The organism is Pseudomonas tolaasii NCPPB 2192, assembly GCF_002813445.1.
GTDB lineage: Bacteria > Pseudomonadota > Gammaproteobacteria > Pseudomonadales > Pseudomonadaceae > Aquipseudomonas > Aquipseudomonas tolaasii.
The window spans coordinates 1,594,709-1,611,723 of the sequence record NZ_PHHD01000001.1; the positions used below are offsets into that span (position 1 = coordinate 1,594,709).

Annotated in this window: 1 protein-coding gene; it reads right to left on the minus strand. The window is 58.1% G+C overall.

Going from position 1 to position 17,015, the window contains the following annotated elements; genetic code table 11:
- Positions 1–102 precede the first annotated feature (102 nt).
- Positions 103–16,689, minus strand: a complete 16,587-nt coding sequence (locus ATI14_RS07470) for a LapA family giant adhesin (protein WP_100831476.1) — start codon at positions 16,687–16,689, stop codon at positions 103–105.
- Between the last annotated feature and the right edge of the window lie 326 nt (positions 16,690–17,015).

The following is a 17,015-nucleotide window of genomic DNA, read 5'->3' on the forward strand; positions in this document are numbered from 1 at the left end:
TGTGTTTATAGGCGCGAGTATGCGATGCAACCCTGCGCCAGGGCCAGCAACCTGTGGCCCAAAAAAATCGGCCGCCCCTGGGGGCGGCCGGTCAATCGCGTCTTAGGCGGTGTGGTCAATCTTGATGGTCGGGTCGGCGCCAGTGATCAGCGAGTTGATGCTGGTGTGGGACCAGTCGTTGCCTTCCAGCTTGATCGTCACATCGGCGTTGGCCAGGCCACCGGCGGCGTTGAGCTTGCCTTCACTGCTCACTTGCAGGGTCGACACGCCGTCTACCGTGGTGATCTTGAGGTAGTTGTCGATGGTGCTGTCCGTCTCGCCTTTCAACAAATCCCGCAGGTCGATGCGGTCACCTTCCGACGCCTTGAAGTCCTTGATCACGTCGTTGCCGAAGTCACCCGATTTCCAGACGAAGGTGTCGGCACCCGAACCACCGATCAAAATGTCGTTGCCCGGCCCACCGATCAAGGTGTCGTTACCGGTGCCGCCCAGCAGGATGTCATTGCCCTTGCCGCCGTCCAGGTAGTCGTTGCCGCCCTGGCCGAACAGGATGTCATCACCTGCGCCACCCAGCAGCGTGTCGTTGCCGTCTTTGGCGCCGGACACGTCGAAGTCAGCGTAATGCTCGGTGACGTACTGGTGCACGTTCGAAGGCTTTACCGCCGAAACCGCCACGCCGGTTTTCTGTGCCACGAACGCCTGCAGCGCGTTGTAACCCTCACCGGTAATGCCGCTGAAGCTCACCAGGTCGCCGAAGATGATGTCGTTGCCGTCGCCACCGTTGATGGTGTCGGCGCCCGGCAGCGTGGCCTCGGTGTGGCCGAGGATGGCGTTGGCCAAGTCCTTCGGATCGATGTTGGTTTGCGGCTTGCCATCGCTGTCGTACGGCTTGAGGTCGCTGAGGCTGACGTCACCGTTGATGCCGATCGCTTCCACCTGCGACAACCCGCCCAGCAGCGCAAATGCGCTTTTGGCGTTGCTCAGGGTCGCCGAGTCGGTGCTGTTGCCGGTACCCGAGAGGTTGGAGAGCTCAAATGTACCGTCGCCTTGAGCGTGGACGGTGCCCAGGCTGGTGTAAACCCAACGGGAGCCATTGTAGGTCTGCAGTGCCGCCGCCCCCGAGGTGTCGATGCTGAAGTAATGGGTGTTGTCCAGGTACTTGCCGACGGCTGTGCCTGGCGTGTAGTTGGCCATGGTCACCACGTCATCGAACTTCACGTTGCCGTACAGCGTCGGGTTGGTCTGCTCGCCGCTCTGGTAGTACGTAGGCTGGCCGTCGGTGATGAAGTACGTCAGGTTGGTGGCGCCGGTGTTGCTGGTCGCCAGGCCGCTCTGGAAGAAGTTCGCCGTGGTCTTGAACACGTCTTCGTAGTTGGTACCGCCGCCCGACACCATCGAATCCAGCACACCCTTGAGCACGTTCAGCGCGTTTGGATCGTTGAGGTTGATCGCTACCGACTTGTTCACCTGGGTATCGAAGTCTGCCAGGAAGATGTTCACGGTGCCGGAGGTATTGCTGCCCAGGCTGTCTTTGAGCGCGTTGAACACCGAGGTCAACGAGGCTTTTGCCGCGTTGATCGAGGCGGTGCTCATGCTGCCCGAGCTGTCCACCATGAACGCGATGTTGTAGTTCTTGCCCTGCACCACGTTCAGGCCGCCAATATCGGCCACAACGATGTCGTTGCCGTCGGTGCCGTTGATCGCGTCGCTGCCCGAAGTACCAGTCACCGCGTTGTAGGTCGCCGGGTAAACGGTGACTGGCAGTTGCGCAGTGGTCACGGCCGAGCCGCCGAGGCTTTCGGTGGAGGTCGAGGTGACGGTCAGGTTGAACTGGCCGCTGTAGTAGGTCGGCGGCTTGATGCTCAGGGTGCCCAGGTCCCAACCGTTCACGTTGACTTCGCTTACGCCTTTGGTGGCGGTGAAGGTGTGGCCGGAAGCGTCGGTCAGCACCGAACCTGCCGGTATGCCGCTGATCTTCACGCTCAGGGTTTCCGAGCCGTCAGTGTCGGTCAGCGCGGTGGTGACCTTGGACAGTTTGACGGTGCCGTTTTCCTGGCCTTCGTTGAGCTTGTAGCCCACGTAATAGCCGTCACCGTTGCTGCCATGCAGGTCGGACACGGTCACGCCGGCGTTGGTCAGGTCGGTGATGCCGGTGTACAGCGGCACGCCGCTGGTGCTCAGGTCCTGGGCGGGTGCGCCGTTGACCGACAGGTTGACGTCATAGCTGCCTGGGCCGGACTGGTTGGCGTGGTAGATCTCGATGCTGTAGTAGCCGCTCACCGTCGGGGTGATCGAGCCGCTGAACTTGCCGCTGTTGGTGCCCCACAAGCCGCTGGCCACGTCCTTGCCGCCGATGTTGATCACCAGGCTGTCATCGGCGACGCCGCTGAAGGTGTAGGTCTTGCCGGCTTCCATATACATCAGGCCGGAGATCTTCGACCCCGAACCGGCTGCGACGTTGGCCGTGGATTCGACGTTGGTGACGATGGCGCTGCTGTTCGGCGTGCCGGCGTTATCAATGGCGTTTTTCAGGTCGGCCGGGGCCGCGCCGTTACCGTTGGTGCCGATACCGGACAGGCTGTTCCAGCTTTGCTTGATCAAGCCCACCGAGTTGACGCTGTTGTCGGCCACATTCAGGGTCGGTGCGTCGGCTACCGGAGTGATATCGACTTTCACCGTGGCACTGGTGCCCAAGTCCTTGCCGTCAGTAGGCTGGAACTTGAACTGTGCGTAATCCGCCTGCTTGTTGCCGATGCCGGTACCGCCATAACCGTCGGCGCCGGATTCGTTGGCGTTCGGCATGAAGCGCAACTGGCCGCCGTCGATCTGCGCCTTGGTGAAGGTCTGGCCCGCGGTCACGTTGGCCCAGGTGGTGCCATCGGCTGCCAGGTATTGCAGCTTGCCGGCCACCGGCAGGTCGGTGATTTTCACACCCAGGCTGCTTTGTGGCGAATCCACGTCGGTTACACCGAAGTTGGCCCAGGTCAGGGCCAGCGGCGTGTCTTCGGTGCCGGTCACGGCGCTGCCGGTGGCGACCGGTGCATCGTTGACGGCCACCACGTTGACGGTGGTGGTGGCGACGTTGGAGTAGTTGCCGCCATCGGTCACGGTCACGGTGATGGTGCGCGGCGTAGTGCTCGGGTCGTGGCTGCTGTTGGTGAACGTGATGTTCTGGATGCGCTGCATGTAGTCAGCCAGCGTCGCGCTGCCCGACAACGTCAGGGTGATGGTGCCTGTCTGGTTGTTGGTGCTGACGGTAATGCCATTCACGCTGTTGCCCAGGTTCAGTGCATCACCGGCCTGTGCGTTGGTCAGGGTGATCGTCGCACCGGTCAGCATCGTGCTGTCCGGGTCGGTGATCTTGATATCGGTGTCGGCAATCGACACGCCCGGGCCGGCGGTGCCTTCGGTGAAGGTCACTTTGTAGTCAGCCCCGGTAGCGCCGCTGGAGTTGTTGGCATCCAGGTCGATGACCGGTGGCGCATCGTTGTCGATGATGTTGGTGCTGACGCTGCCGTTGCCGACCACCAGGTTCTCGAAATTGCCGCCGGTGGTTTTATCGATGGTGATGACGATGGTTTCCGTCGGCTCGGTGATCTTGTCGTCGATCGTGCCGATCGTGAACGGCACGCTGCTGGAGCCCGCCGGGATTTTCACGGTGTACACGCCATTGAAGTCCGAGCCGTCGGTGGCGGTGCCGCTGTACTTGAGTGTCACGGTCACATCGGTTTGCGCCGGGTTGCTCAAGGTCAGGGTGTAGTGCGCCACGCCGCCTTCCGTCACCGACGCGTCGCCGGTGATGCTGATGGTGGTGTTGTTGACCACATCCGTGACCTTGGTGGTCACGGTGCTGCCGTCGACGATCAGGTGCTCATACTTGTCGCCGCCACTGACCACATTGGTGATCTTGGCCGTGACATCGTTGGCGCCGACATACGCATCGTTTGGTGCAGTCGCGGTGGTGGTGCTGCTGGACTGGCCGTTGCCGATGGTAATGGTCGAGCCATTGTCCAGCTTCACTACCAGGTCGGAACCGACGTTCTTCACCGCGTTGCCGTTCTTGTCCACCAGGGACGCGGTGTAGGTGATCTGGCCGCCTTCGCTGACCGAACCGGTGGCTTTGAGCGACACGGTCACGTCATCGATGGTGTCGTTGATCGTGGTGGTCGCGCCGCCCGGCGTGATGCTCACGCCCTCGAAATTGCCACCGGTGGTGCCGGTGATCTTGACGGTCTGGGTGCTCTTGTCGATGAACACGTCATCGCCAGGCGCATTGACGGTCACCGTGCCCACGGTTGCGCCTTGCTTGATGGTGATGGTCGAACCGTTATCCAGCGTGACCACCATGTCGCTGCCGGCCTTGTTGCTCAAGGTGGCGGTGTAGGTGATCGTGCCGCCTTCGTTGACTGCGGTTGGCGCGGTCAGGGTCACGGTGGTCAGGTCAGTGGTGGCTGGCGTGTCGTAAACGGTGGTGCTGACCGGATCCTTGACCGGCACCAGGTTTTCGAACTGCTCGCCACCGGTCACACCCTTGATGGCGGCGGTGACAGTCTGGGTGCCGGCATACACATCGTTAGGTGCAACCACGGTGACGGTGCTGGCGCTCTGGCCATCGGCAATGCTGATGGTCTTGCCGTTATCCAGCTCGATCACCACGGTTTTGCCGACGTTGTTCACCACATGGCCGTCTTTGTCGACCAGGGTGGCGGTGTAGACGATGTTGCCTTTCTCGCCGACGCTGCCGGTGGCGGTCAGCAGGACCCTCACGGTGTCGATGGTGTCGTTGACCACCGTCGTGGCGCCGCCCGGCGTGACGGCGAGGTTTTCGAAATTACCGCCGGTGGTACCGGTGATCTTGACGGTCTGGGTGCTCTTGTCGATGAACACGTCATCGCCCGGGGCATTGACAGTCACCGAGCCCACGGTTGCGCCTTGCTTGATGGTGATACTCGAACCGTTGTCCAGGGTGATCACCATGTCGCTGCCGGCCTTGTTGCTCAAGGTGGCGGTGTAGGTGATCGTGCCGCCTTCGTTGACCGCGCTTGGCGCGGTCAGGGTCACAGTGGTGGTGTCGATCGAGTCGGTGATGCTGGTAGTCGCCGGCGCCGGGTTCGCTGCCAGGTTCTCGAAGTTACCGCCGGTGGCCTTGGTGATCGTCGTGCTGACGGTCGAGGCATTGTTGTACACATCGTTTGGCGGCGTTTGGAACACCACACTGCCGGTGGACTTGCCCGCTTCAATGTTGATCGTCTGGCCGTTGCTCAGCGTGACGGTCACAGCGGTTTGCGCCGGATTGGTCAGCGTGGCGGTGTAGGTGATCGTGCCGCCTTCAACCACCGATGGGGTGGCTGTCAGGGTGACAGTGGTGGTGTCGATCGAGTCGGTGATGGTGGTCACCGCTGGCGCCGGGTTCTTGGCCAGGTTCTCGAAGTTACCGCCAGTGGCGTTGGTGATCGTCGTGCTGACGGTGGAGCTGTTGTTGTAGACGTCGTTTGCTGGCGTGTGGAAAACCACGCTGCCAGTGGACTTGCCGGCTTCGATGTTGATCGTCTGGCCGTTGCTCAGCGTGACGGTCACGGCGGTTTGTGCCGGGTTGGTCAGTGTGGCGGTGTAAGTGATGTCGCCACCTTCCACGACCGAAGCGTTCGCCGTCAGGGTAACGGTGGTGGTGTCGATCGAGTCGGTAATCGTCGTAGTCGCTGGCGCCGGGTTCTTGGCCAGGTTCTCGAAGTTACCGCCAGTGGCGTTGGTGATCGTCGTGCTGACGGTGGAGCTGTTGTTGTAGACGTCGTTTGCTGGCGTGTGGAAAACCACGCTGCCAGTGGACTTGCCGGCTTCGATGTTGATGGTTTGGCCGTTGCTCAGCGTGACGGTGACAGCGGTTTGCGCCGGGTTGGTCAGTGTGGCGGTGTAAGTGATGTCGCCGCCTTCCACGACCGAAGCGTTCGCCGTCAGGGTAACGGTGGTGGTGTCGATCGAGTCGGTAATCGTCGTAGTCGCTGGCGCCGGGTTGGTGGCCAGGTTTTCGAAGTTACCGCCTTCAGCTTTGGTGATCGTCGTGTTAACGGTCGAACCGTTGTTATAGACGTCATTGGCCGGAGTTTGGAAAACCACCGAGCCAGCGGTTTTACCGGCCTCAATCGTGATGGTTTGGCCGTTGCTCAGCGTGACGGTCACAGCCGTTTGTGCCGGGTTGGTCAGTGTGGCGGTGTAAGTGATGTCGCCGCCTTCCACGACCGAAGCGTTCGCCGTCAGGGTAACGGTGGTGGTGTCGATCGAGTCGGTAATCGTCGTAGTCGCTGGCGCCGGGTTGGTGGCCAGGTTTTCGAAATTGCCACCTTCAGCCTTGGTAATCGTCGTGTTGACGGTCGAACCGTTGTTGTAGACGTCATTCGCTGGAGTTTGGAATACGACGCTCCCGGAAGACTTGCCCGCTTCGATGACGATTGTCTGGCCGTTGCTCAGGGTGACTGTTACAGCAGTTTGCGCTGGGTTAGTCAGCGTCGCGGTGTAGGTGATGTTTCCGCCTTCAACGACCGAGTTATCAGCAGTCAAAGTAACGGTAGTGGTATCGATCGAATCAGTGATCGTCGTAGTCGCTGGCGCCGGATTCGCTACCAGGTTTTCGAAATTACCGCCTTCAGCTTTGGTGATCGTCGTGTTAACGGTCGAGCCGTTGTTGTAAACGTCGTTGGCTGGAGTGTGGAAAACCACGGTGCCAGTGGACTTGCCGGCTTCGATGTTGATCGTCTGGCCATTGCTCAACGTGACGGTCACAGCCGTTTGTGCCGGGTTGGTCAGTGTGGCGGTGTAAGTGATGTCGCCGCCTTCCACGACCGAAGCGTTCGCCGTCAGGGTAACGGTGGTGGTGTCGATCGAGTCGGTAATCGTCGTAGTCGCTGGCGCCGGGTTGGTGGCCAGGTTTTCGAAATTGCCACCTTCAGCCTTGGTAATCGTCGTGTTGACGGTCGAACCGTTGTTGTAGACGTCATTCGCTGGAGTTTGGAATACGACGCTCCCGGAAGACTTGCCCGCTTCGATGACGATTGTCTGGCCGTTGCTCAGGGTGACTGTTACAGCAGTTTGCGCTGGGTTAGTCAGCGTCGCGGTGTAGGTGATGTTTCCGCCTTCAACGACCGAGTTATCAGCAGTCAAAGTAACGGTAGTGGTATCGATCGAATCAGTGATCGTCGTAGTCGCTGGCGCCGGATTCGCTACCAGGTTTTCGAAATTACCGCCTTCAGCTTTGGTGATCGTCGTGTTAACGGTCGAGCCGTTGTTGTAAACGTCGTTGGCTGGAGTGTGGAAAACCACGGTGCCAGTGGACTTGCCGGCTTCGATGTTGATCGTCTGGCCATTGCTCAACGTGACGGTCACGGCGGTTTGCGCCGGGTTGGTCAATGTGGCGGTGTAAGTGATGTCGCCGCCTTCCACGACCGAAGCGTTCGCCGTCAGGGTGACGGTGGTGGTGTCGATCGAGTCGGTGATCGTCGTAGTCGCTGGCGCCGGGTTGGCTGCCAGGTTCTCAAAGTTACCGCCTTCAGCTTTGGTGATCGTCGTGTTAACGGTCGAACCGTTGTTGTAAACGTCGTTGGCTGGAGTGTGGAAAACCACGGTGCCAGTGGACTTGCCGGCTTCGATGTTGATGGTTTGGCCGTTGCTCAGCGTGACGGTGACAGCGGTTTGCGCCGGGTTGGTCAGTGTGGCGGTGTAAGTGATGTCGCCGCCTTCCACGACCGAAGCGTTCGCCGTCAGGGTGACGGTTGTGGTGTCGATCGAGTCGGTAATCGTCGTAGTCGCTGGCGCCGGGTTGGCTGCCAGGTTTTCGAAGTTGCCGCCTTCAGCTTTGGTGATCGTCGTATTGACGGTCGAGCCGTTGTTGTAGACGTCGTTTGCTGGAGTGTGGAAAACCACGCTGCCAGTGGACTTGCCAGCTTCGATGTTGATGGTTTGGCCGTTGCTCAGCGTGACGGTGACAGCGGTTTGCGCCGGGTTGGTCAGTGTGGCGGTGTAAGTGATGTCGCCGCCTTCCACGACCGAAGCGTTCGCCGTCAGGGTGACGGTTGTGGTGTCGATCGAGTCGGTAATCGTCGTAGTCGCTGGCGCCGGGTTGGCTGCCAGGTTTTCGAAGTTGCCGCCTTCAGCTTTGGTGATCGTCGTATTGACGGTCGAGCCGTTGTTGTAGACGTCGTTTGCTGGAGTGTGGAAAACCACGCTGCCAGTGGACTTGCCAGCTTCGATGTTGATGGTTTGGCCGTTGCTCAGCGTGACGGTCACGGCGGTTTGCGCCGGGTTGGTCAGTGTGGCGGTGTAAGTGATGTCGCCGCCTTCCACGACCGAAGCGTTCGCCGTCAGGGTAACGGTGGTGGTGTCGATCGAATCGGTGATCGTCGTAGTCGCTGGCGCTGGGTTGGTGGCCAGGTTTTCGAAATTGCCACCTTCAGCTTTGGTAATGGTGGTGCTGACGGTGGAACCGTTGTTGTAGACGTCGTTTGCTGGGGTTTGGAAAACCACCGAACCAGCCGTTTTGCCGGCTTCAATCGTGATGGTCTGTCCGTTCGAAAGTGTCACGGTCACAGCAGTCTGCGCCGGGTTAGTCAGCGTAGCGGTGTAGGTGATATTGCCGCCTTCGACGACCGAGTTATCGGCGGTCAAGGTGACGGTGGTGGTATCGATCGAATCAGTGATCGTCGTAGTCGCTGGCGCCGGGTTGGTGGCCAGGTTTTCGAAGTTACCGCCTTCAGCTTTGGTGATCGTCGTGTTAACGGTCGAACCGTTGTTATAGACGTCATTGGCCGGAGTTTGGAAAACCACCGAGCCAGCGGTTTTACCGGCCTCAATCGTGATGGTTTGGCCGTTGCTCAGCGTGACGGTCACAGCCGTTTGTGCCGGGTTGGTCAGCGTAGCGGTGTAAGTAATGTTGCCGCCCTCAACGACCGAGTTATCGGCGGTCAAGGTGACGGTGGTGGTGTCGATCGAATCAGTGATCGTCGTAGTCGCTGGCGCTGGATTCGTCGCCAGGTTTTCGAAATTGCCGCCTTCAGCTTTGGTGATCGTAGTGTTGACGGTCGAACCGTTGTTGTAGACGTCGTTGGCTGGGGTTTGGAAAACGACAGTCCCGGAGGTCTTGCCCGCTTCGATAACAATCGTCTGACCGTTGCTCAGCGTGACGGTTACGGCAGTTTGCGCTGGGTTGGTCAGCGTGGCGGTGTAGGTGATGTTGCCGCCTTCGACGACCGAGTTATCGGCAGTCAAAGTAACGGTAGTGGTATCGATCGAGTCGGTGATCGTGGTGGTCGCTGGCGCTGGATTCGTCGCCAGGTTCTCGAAGTTGCCACCTTCAGCCTTGGTGATCGTCGTGTTAACGGTCGAACCGTTGTTGTAGACGTCATTGGCTGGAGTTTGGAAAACGACAGTCCCGGACGACTTGCCCGCTTCGATAACAATCGTCTGACCGTTGCTCAACGTCACGGTCACAGCAGTTTGCGCTGGGTTAGTCAGCGTCGCGGTGTAGGTGATATTTCCGCCTTCAACGACCGAGTTATCAGCAGTCAGAGTGACGGTAGTGGTGTCGATCGAGTCGGTGATTGTCGTAGTCGCTGGCGCTGGATTCGTCGCCAGGTTTTCGAAGTTGCCGCCTTCAGCCTTGGTGATCGTTGTATTAACGGTCGAGCCGTTGTTGTAGACGTCGTTAGCTGGGGTTTCGAAAACTACCGTGCCGGTGGTCTTGCCCGCTTCAATCGTGATGGTTTGGCCATTCGAAAGCGTCACGGTCACCGCGGTTTGCGCCGGATTGGTCAGCGTTGCGGTGTAAGTGATATTGCCGCCCTCAACGACCGAATTGTCAGCAGTCAGAGTGACGGTGGTGGTGTCGATCGAATCAGTGATCGTCGTAGTCGCTGGCGCAGGGTTGGTGGCCAGGTTTTCGAAGTTACCGCCTTCAGCTTTGGTGATCGTCGTGTTGACGGTCGAGCCGTTGTTATAGACGTCGTTAGCCGGAGTTTGGAAAACCACCGAGCCAGCGGTTTTACCGGCTTCAATCGTGATGGTTTGGCCGTTGCTCAGCGTGACGGTTACGGCAGTTTGCGCTGGGTTGGTCAGCGTGGCGGTGTAAGTGATATTGCCGCCCTCAACGACCGAGTTATCGGCGGTCAAGGTAACGGTAGTGGTGTCGATCGAGTCGGTGATTGTCGTGGTCGCTGGCGCAGGATTAGTCGCCAGGTTTTCGAAGTTGCCACCTTCAGCTTTGGTAATCGTCGTACTAACGGTGGAACCGTTGTTGTAGACGTCATTCGCCGGCGTGTGGAAAACCACGCTGCCAGTGGACTTGCCAGCTTCGATGTTGATGGTTTGGCCGTTGCTCAACGTCACGGTCACAGCAGTTTGCGCCGGGTTAGTCAGCGTCGCGGTGTAGGTGATATTGCCACCTTCAACGACCGAGTTATCGGCAGTCAGAGTGACGGTAGTGGTATCGATCGAATCGGTGATCGTCGTAGTCGCTGGCGCTGGGTTGGTCGCCAGGTTCTCGAAATTGCCACCTTCAGCTTTGGTGATCGTCGTATTAACGGTCGAGCCGTTGTTATAGACGTCGTTAGCCGGAGTTTGGAAAACCACCGAGCCGGTGGTTTTACCGGCTTCAATCGTGATGGTCTGTCCATTCGAAAGCGTCACGGTCACCGCGGTTTGCGCCGGATTGGTCAACGTCGCGGTGTAGGTGATGTTTCCGCCTTCAACGACCGAGTTATCAGCAGTCAAAGTAACGGTAGTGGTATCGATCGAATCGGTGATCGTCGTAGTCGCTGTCGCCGGATTCGCTACCAGGTTCTCGAAGTTGCCACCTTCAGCCTTGGTAATCGTCGTATTAACGGTGGAACCGTTGTTATAGACGTCGTTAGCTGGGGTTTCGAAAACTACCGTGCCGGTGGTGTTGCCCGCTTCAATCGTGATGGTCTGTCCATTCGAAAGCGTCACGGTCACCGCGGTTTGCGCCGGATTGGTCAACGTCGCGGTGTAGGTGATGTTTCCGCCTTCAACGACCGAGTTATCAGCAGTCAAAGTAACGGTAGTGGTATCGATCGAATCGGTGATCGTCGTAGTCGCTGTCGCCGGATTCGCTACCAGGTTCTCGAAGTTGCCACCTTCAGCCTTGGTAATCGTCGTATTAACGGTGGAACCGTTGTTATAGACGTCGTTAGCTGGGGTTTCGAAAACTACCGTGCCGGTGGTGTTGCCCGCTTCAATCGTGATGGTCTGTCCATTCGAAAGCGTCACGGTCACCGCGGTTTGCGCCGGATTGGTCAGCGTTGCGGTGTAAGTGATATTGCCGCCTTCAACGACCGAGTTATCGGCAGTCAGAGTGACGGTAGTGGTGTCGATCGAGTCGGTAATCGTGGTGGTCGCTGGCGCTGGATTCGTCGCCAGGTTCTCGAAATTGCCGCCTTCAGCTTTGGTGATCGTCGTGTTAACGGTCGAACCGTTGTTGTAGACGTCATTCGCTGGAGTTTGGAAAACGACACTCCCGGAAGACTTGCCCGCTTCGATAACAATTGTCTGGCCGTTGCTCAGCGTGACGGTCACAGCGGTTTGCGCTGGGTTAGTCAGAGTGGCGGTGTAGGTGATGTTGCCGCCTTCAACGACCGAGTTATCGGCGGTCAGGGTGACGGTGGTGGTATCGATCGAATCAGTGATCGTCGTAGTCGCTGGCGCAGGGTTGGTGGCCAGGTTTTCGAAGTTACCGCCTTCAGCTTTGGTGATCGTCGTATTAACGGTGGAACCGTTGTTGTAGACGTCGTTGGCTGGGGTTTGGAAAACGACAGTCCCGGAGGTCTTGCCCGCTTCGATAACAATCGTCTGACCATTGCTTAACGTCACGGTTACAGCAGTTTGCGCTGGGTTAGTCAGCGTCGCGGTGTAGGTGATATTTCCACCTTCAACGACCGAGTTATCGGCAGTCAGAGTGACGGTAGTGGTATCGATCGAATCGGTGATCGTCGTAGTGGCTGGCGCTGGGTTGGTCGCCAGGTTCTCGAAATTACCGCCTTCAGCTTTGGTGATCGTCGTGTTAACGGTCGAACCGTTGTTGTAGACGTCGTTAGCTGGGGTTTGGAAAACGACAGTCCCGGAGGTCTTGCCCGCTTCGATAACAATCGTCTGACCATTGCTCAACGTCACGGTTACAGCAGTTTGCGCTGGGTTAGTCAGCGTGGCGGTGTAGGTGATATTTCCGCCTTCAACGACCGAGTTATCGGCAGTCAGAGTGACGGTAGTGGTGTCGATCGAGTCGGTAATCGTGGTAGTCGCTGGCGCTGGGTTGGTGGCCAGGTTCTCGAAGTTACCGCCTTCAGCTTTGGTGATCGTCGTATTAACGGTCGAGCCGTTGTTGTAGACGTCGTTAGCCGGAGTTTGGAAAACCACCGAGCCAGCGGTTTTACCAGCCTCAATTGTGATGGTCTGGCCGTTGCTCAGGGTGACTGTTACAGCGGTTTGCGCTGGGTTAGTCAGCGTCGCGGTGTAGGTGATATTTCCACCTTCAACGACCGAGTTATCAGCAGTCAGAGTGACGGTAGTGGTGTCGATCGAGTCGGTAATCGTGGTGGTCGCTGGCGCTGGATTCGTCGCCAGGTTCTCGAAGTTGCCGCCTTCAGCTTTGGTGATCGTCGTATTAACGGTGGAGCCGTTGTTGTAGACGTCGTTGGCTGGGGTTTGGAAAACGACAGTCCCGGAGGTCTTGCCCGCTTCGATAACAATCGTCTGACCATTGCTCAACGTCACGGTTACAGCAGTTTGCGCTGGGTTAGTCAGCGTGGCGGTGTAGGTGATATTTCCGCCTTCAACGACCGAGTTATCAGCAGTCAAAGTAACAGTAGTGGTATCGATCGAATCAGTGATCGTCGTAGTCGCTGGCGCCGGGTTGGTCGCCAGGTTCTCGAAATTGCCGCCTTCAGCTTTGGTGATCGTTGTATTAACGGTCGAGCTGTTGTTATAGACGTCGTTAGCCGGAGTTTGGAAAACCACCGAGCCAGTAGTTTTACCGGCTTCAATCGTGATGGTCTGACCGTTCGATAGAGTCACGGTCACTGCCGTCTGAGCCGGATTGGTCAGCGTTGCGGTGTAAGTGATATTGCCGCCCTCAACCACCGAGTTATCAGCAGTCAGAGTAACGGTAGTGGTGTCGATCGAGTCGGTAATCGTGGTAGTCGCTGGCGCTGGATTCGTCGCCAGGTTCTCGAAGTTGCCGCCTTCAGCTTTGGTGATCGTCGTATTAACGGTGGAGCCGTTGTTGTAGACGTCGTTGGCTGGGGTTTGGAAAACGACAGTCCCGGAGGTCTTGCCCGCTTCGATAACAATCGTCTGACCATTGCTCAACGTCACGGTCACAGCGGTTTGCGCTGGGTTAGTCAACGTCGCGGTGTAGGTGATGTTTCCGCCTTCAACGACCGAATTATCAGCAGTCAAAGTAACGGTAGTGGTGTCGATCGAGTCGGTGATCGTGGTGGTCGCTGGCGCTGGATTCGTCGCCAGGTTCTCGAAATTGCCACCTTCAGCCTTGGTAATCGTCGTGTTAACGGTGGAACCGTTGTTGTAGACGTCGTTGGCTGGCGTTTCGAAAACAACAGTTCCGGAGGTCTTGCCCGCTTCGATGGTGATGGTTTGGCCGTTCGAAAGCGTCACGGTCACAGCTGTTTGCGCTGGGTTAGTCAGCGTGGCGGTGTAGGTGATATTGCCGCCTTCAACGACCGAGTTATCGGCGGTCAAGGTAACGGTAGTGGTGTCGATCGAATCAGTGATCGTCGTAGTCGCTGGCGCTGGATTCGTCGCCAGGTTCTCGAAATTGCCGCCTTCAGCCCTGGTAATCGTCGTGTTGACGGTCGAGCCGTTGTTGTAGACGTCATTGGCTGGGGTTTCGAAAACTACCGTGCCAGTGGTCTTGCCCGCTTCAATCGTGATGGTCTGTCCATTCGAAAGCGTCACGGTCACCGCGGTTTGCGCCGGATTGGTCAGCGTTGCGGTGTAAGTGATATTGCCGCCTTCAACGACCGAGTTATCAGCAGTCAAAGTAACGGTAGTGGTATCGATCGAATCAGTGATCGTCGTAGTCGCTGGCGCTGGATTCGTCGCCAGGTTCTCGAAGTTGCCGCCTTCAGCTTTGGTGATCGTCGTATTAACGGTGGAGCCGTTGTTGTAGACGTCGTTAGCCGGAGTTTGGAAAACCACCGAACCAGCCGTTTTACCGGCTTCAATCGTGATGGTTTGGCCGTTGCTCAGCGTGACGGTCACAGCGGTTTGCGCTGGGTTAGTCAGCGTCGCGGTGTAGGTGATATTTCCGCCTTCAACGACCGAGTTATCAGCAGTCAAAGTAACGGTAGTGGTATCGATCGAATCAGTGATCGTCGTAGTCGCTGGCGCTGGATTCGTCGCCAGGTTCTCGAAATTGCCACCTTCAGCCTTGGTAATCGTCGTGTTAACGGTGGAACCGTTGTTGTAGACGTCGTTGGCTGGCGTTTCGAAAACAACAGTTCCGGAGGTCTTGCCCGCTTCGATGGTGATGGTTTGGCCGTTCGAAAGCGTCACGGTCACAGCTGTTTGCGCTGGGTTAGTCAGCGTGGCGGTGTAGGTGATATTGCCGCCTTCAACGACCGAGTTATCGGCGGTCAAGGTAACGGTAGTGGTGTCGATCGAATCAGTGATCGTCGTAGTCGCTGGCGCTGGGTTGGTGGCCAGGTTTTCGAAATTACCGCCTTCAGCTTTGGTGATCGTCGTATTAACGGTCGAGCCGTTGTTGTAGACGTCGTTGGCTGGCGTTTCGAAAACAACAGTTCCGGAGGTCTTGCCCGCTTCGATGGTGATGGTTTGGCCGTTCGAAAGTGTCACGGTCACAGCGGTTTGCGCTGGGTTAGTCAGCGTCGCGGTGTAGGTGATATTTCCACCTTCAACGACCGAGTTATCAGCAGTCAGAGTGACGGTAGTGGTGTCGATCGAGTCGGTGATCGTGGTGGTCGCTGGCGCTGGATTCGTCGCCAGGTTCTCGAAATTGCCACCTTCAGCCTTGGTAATCGTCGTGTTAACGGTGGAACCGTTGTTGTAGACGTCGTTAGCTGGGGTTTGGAAAACGACAGTCCCGGAGGTCTTGCCCGCTTCGATGACAATCGTCTGTCCATTGCTCAACGTCACGGTCACTGCCGTCTGCGCCGGATTGGTCAGCGTCGCGGTGTAAGTGATATTTCCGCCTTCAACGACCGAATTATCAGCAGTCAAAGTAACGGTAGTGGTATCGATCGAATCAGTAATCGTAGTGACAGCAGGCGTTGTACTCGGCACCAGACTTTCAAAGTTACCGCCCGTCGCCCCCGTAATAGTGGTGCTGACCGTCGACCCATTGTTGTAAACATCGTTGGCCGGCGTATCCACAACCACGGTGCCGGTCGACTCACCGGCCTTGATGGTAATCACCGAGCCATTGCTCAGGGTGATGGTCACCGGTGTCTGCGCCGGGTTGGTCAGCGTCGCGGTGTAAGTAATCTGCCCGCCTTCAACCACCGTCTGGCCGGCGATCAGTGTGACGGTCGTGGTATCGATCGAATCAACAAGGGTGGTAACCGCAGGCGTAGTGCTCGGCACCAGGTTCTCGAAGTTACCGCCAGTGGCCCCTGTAATCGTCGTGCTAACGGTCGAACCATTGTTGTAGACATCATTCGCTGGCGTATCCACAACAACAGTGCCGGTCGACTCACCGGCCTTGATGGTAATCACCGAGCCATTGCTCAGGGTGATGGTCACCGGTGTCTGCGCAGGATTGGTCAGCGTGGCGGTGTAGGTAATCTGCCCGCCTTCCGTCACGGTCTGGCCAGCGGTCAGCGTGACAGTGGTGGTGTCGATGGTATCGGTGACCTGGGTCACCGCCGGTTTCGGGTCCACGGTCAACACCAGGTTGGTGCCGCCGGTGGTGCCGGTCACGTTGACGTTGATCTGGCTCGGGTCAATGTACGGGCTGTCATTCGGCGCCAGCGGTACGTTGACGGTACCGGTCAACTGGCCCGCGGTGATGGTGATCACCGCGCCGTTGGACAGGGTGATGGTCAGGTCATTGACCGGTGCCTGCGTCACGGTGGCGGTGTAGGTCAGCACGCCGCCGGCTTCGGTGATGGTCGGGGTGGCGCTCAGGGTCAGGGTCGAGGCCTGCAACACCAGGTTGCCGCTGCCGGTGGTGGCTTGGGCGCCGGTGAGTTGGGTGGCTGTCGAGCCGGCTTGACCAATAGGGGCCGTCGGGAAGCCGATCGTCGGGTCGACGCGGCCCGCCGTCGCGTCCAGCACCACAAAACTGTGGCCGCCGCCTGCCGCGCCATTACCGGCAGCGGCCGGGCCCGCGGCGGTGGCTTCCAGGTCGGTGGTCGGGTCGGCGCCCGCGGCGATCGCTTGCTGCAATTCGGCAACCGACGGCGCGGCTTGCTCAGTGGCGGCCGCCAGGTCGAGGGTGGAATCGGGTGTGTCGGCGCTCCACTGGGTGTCGCGGCCCAGGTCCAGCGTGCGGCCGTCGGCCAGTTCCAGGCTGACCGCACCGGACATGCCGGTGTCAATCTGGTCGCCCGCGAACAGGCGGTCGCCTTCAACAAGGACGCGGCGTGCGCCTTCCGGAGAAATTACGAAAACTTGACCAACAATGTTTTTGACGATGGCAACAACACTGCTCATTAAAGATTTCTCCGGCGATCCGTATCTGATGAATTCCATGTGGCCGCTCGCGGGGGGAGGGCCAGACTGGAGGGGCGTAGTCTACAAACTTAATGACGTCAAATAATTGGCTAGATTTATTCGCTATCTACTTTATGCCAAACTATTGACCTTATGGTCGCCATCCTAAACAATTGGCCCCGTAATGTCACATTGATATTTATGCGGCGAACCGTCCTACATGTGTGAAGCAGTTCCGCTTTTTGAACTTTCCGACGTACGGTCATTACGGTAGCCATTTTCCGACGCAGCCACGCTAAATGCTGTGATTTGAGACAAGAAGTCCT

What these genes read in the sequence shown, in the direction of transcription:
- ATI14_RS07470 (WP_100831476.1), bottom strand. Translation starts at nt 16,689, where the DNA reads ATGAGCAGTGTTGTTGCCATCGTCAAAAACATTGTTGGTCAAGTTTTC.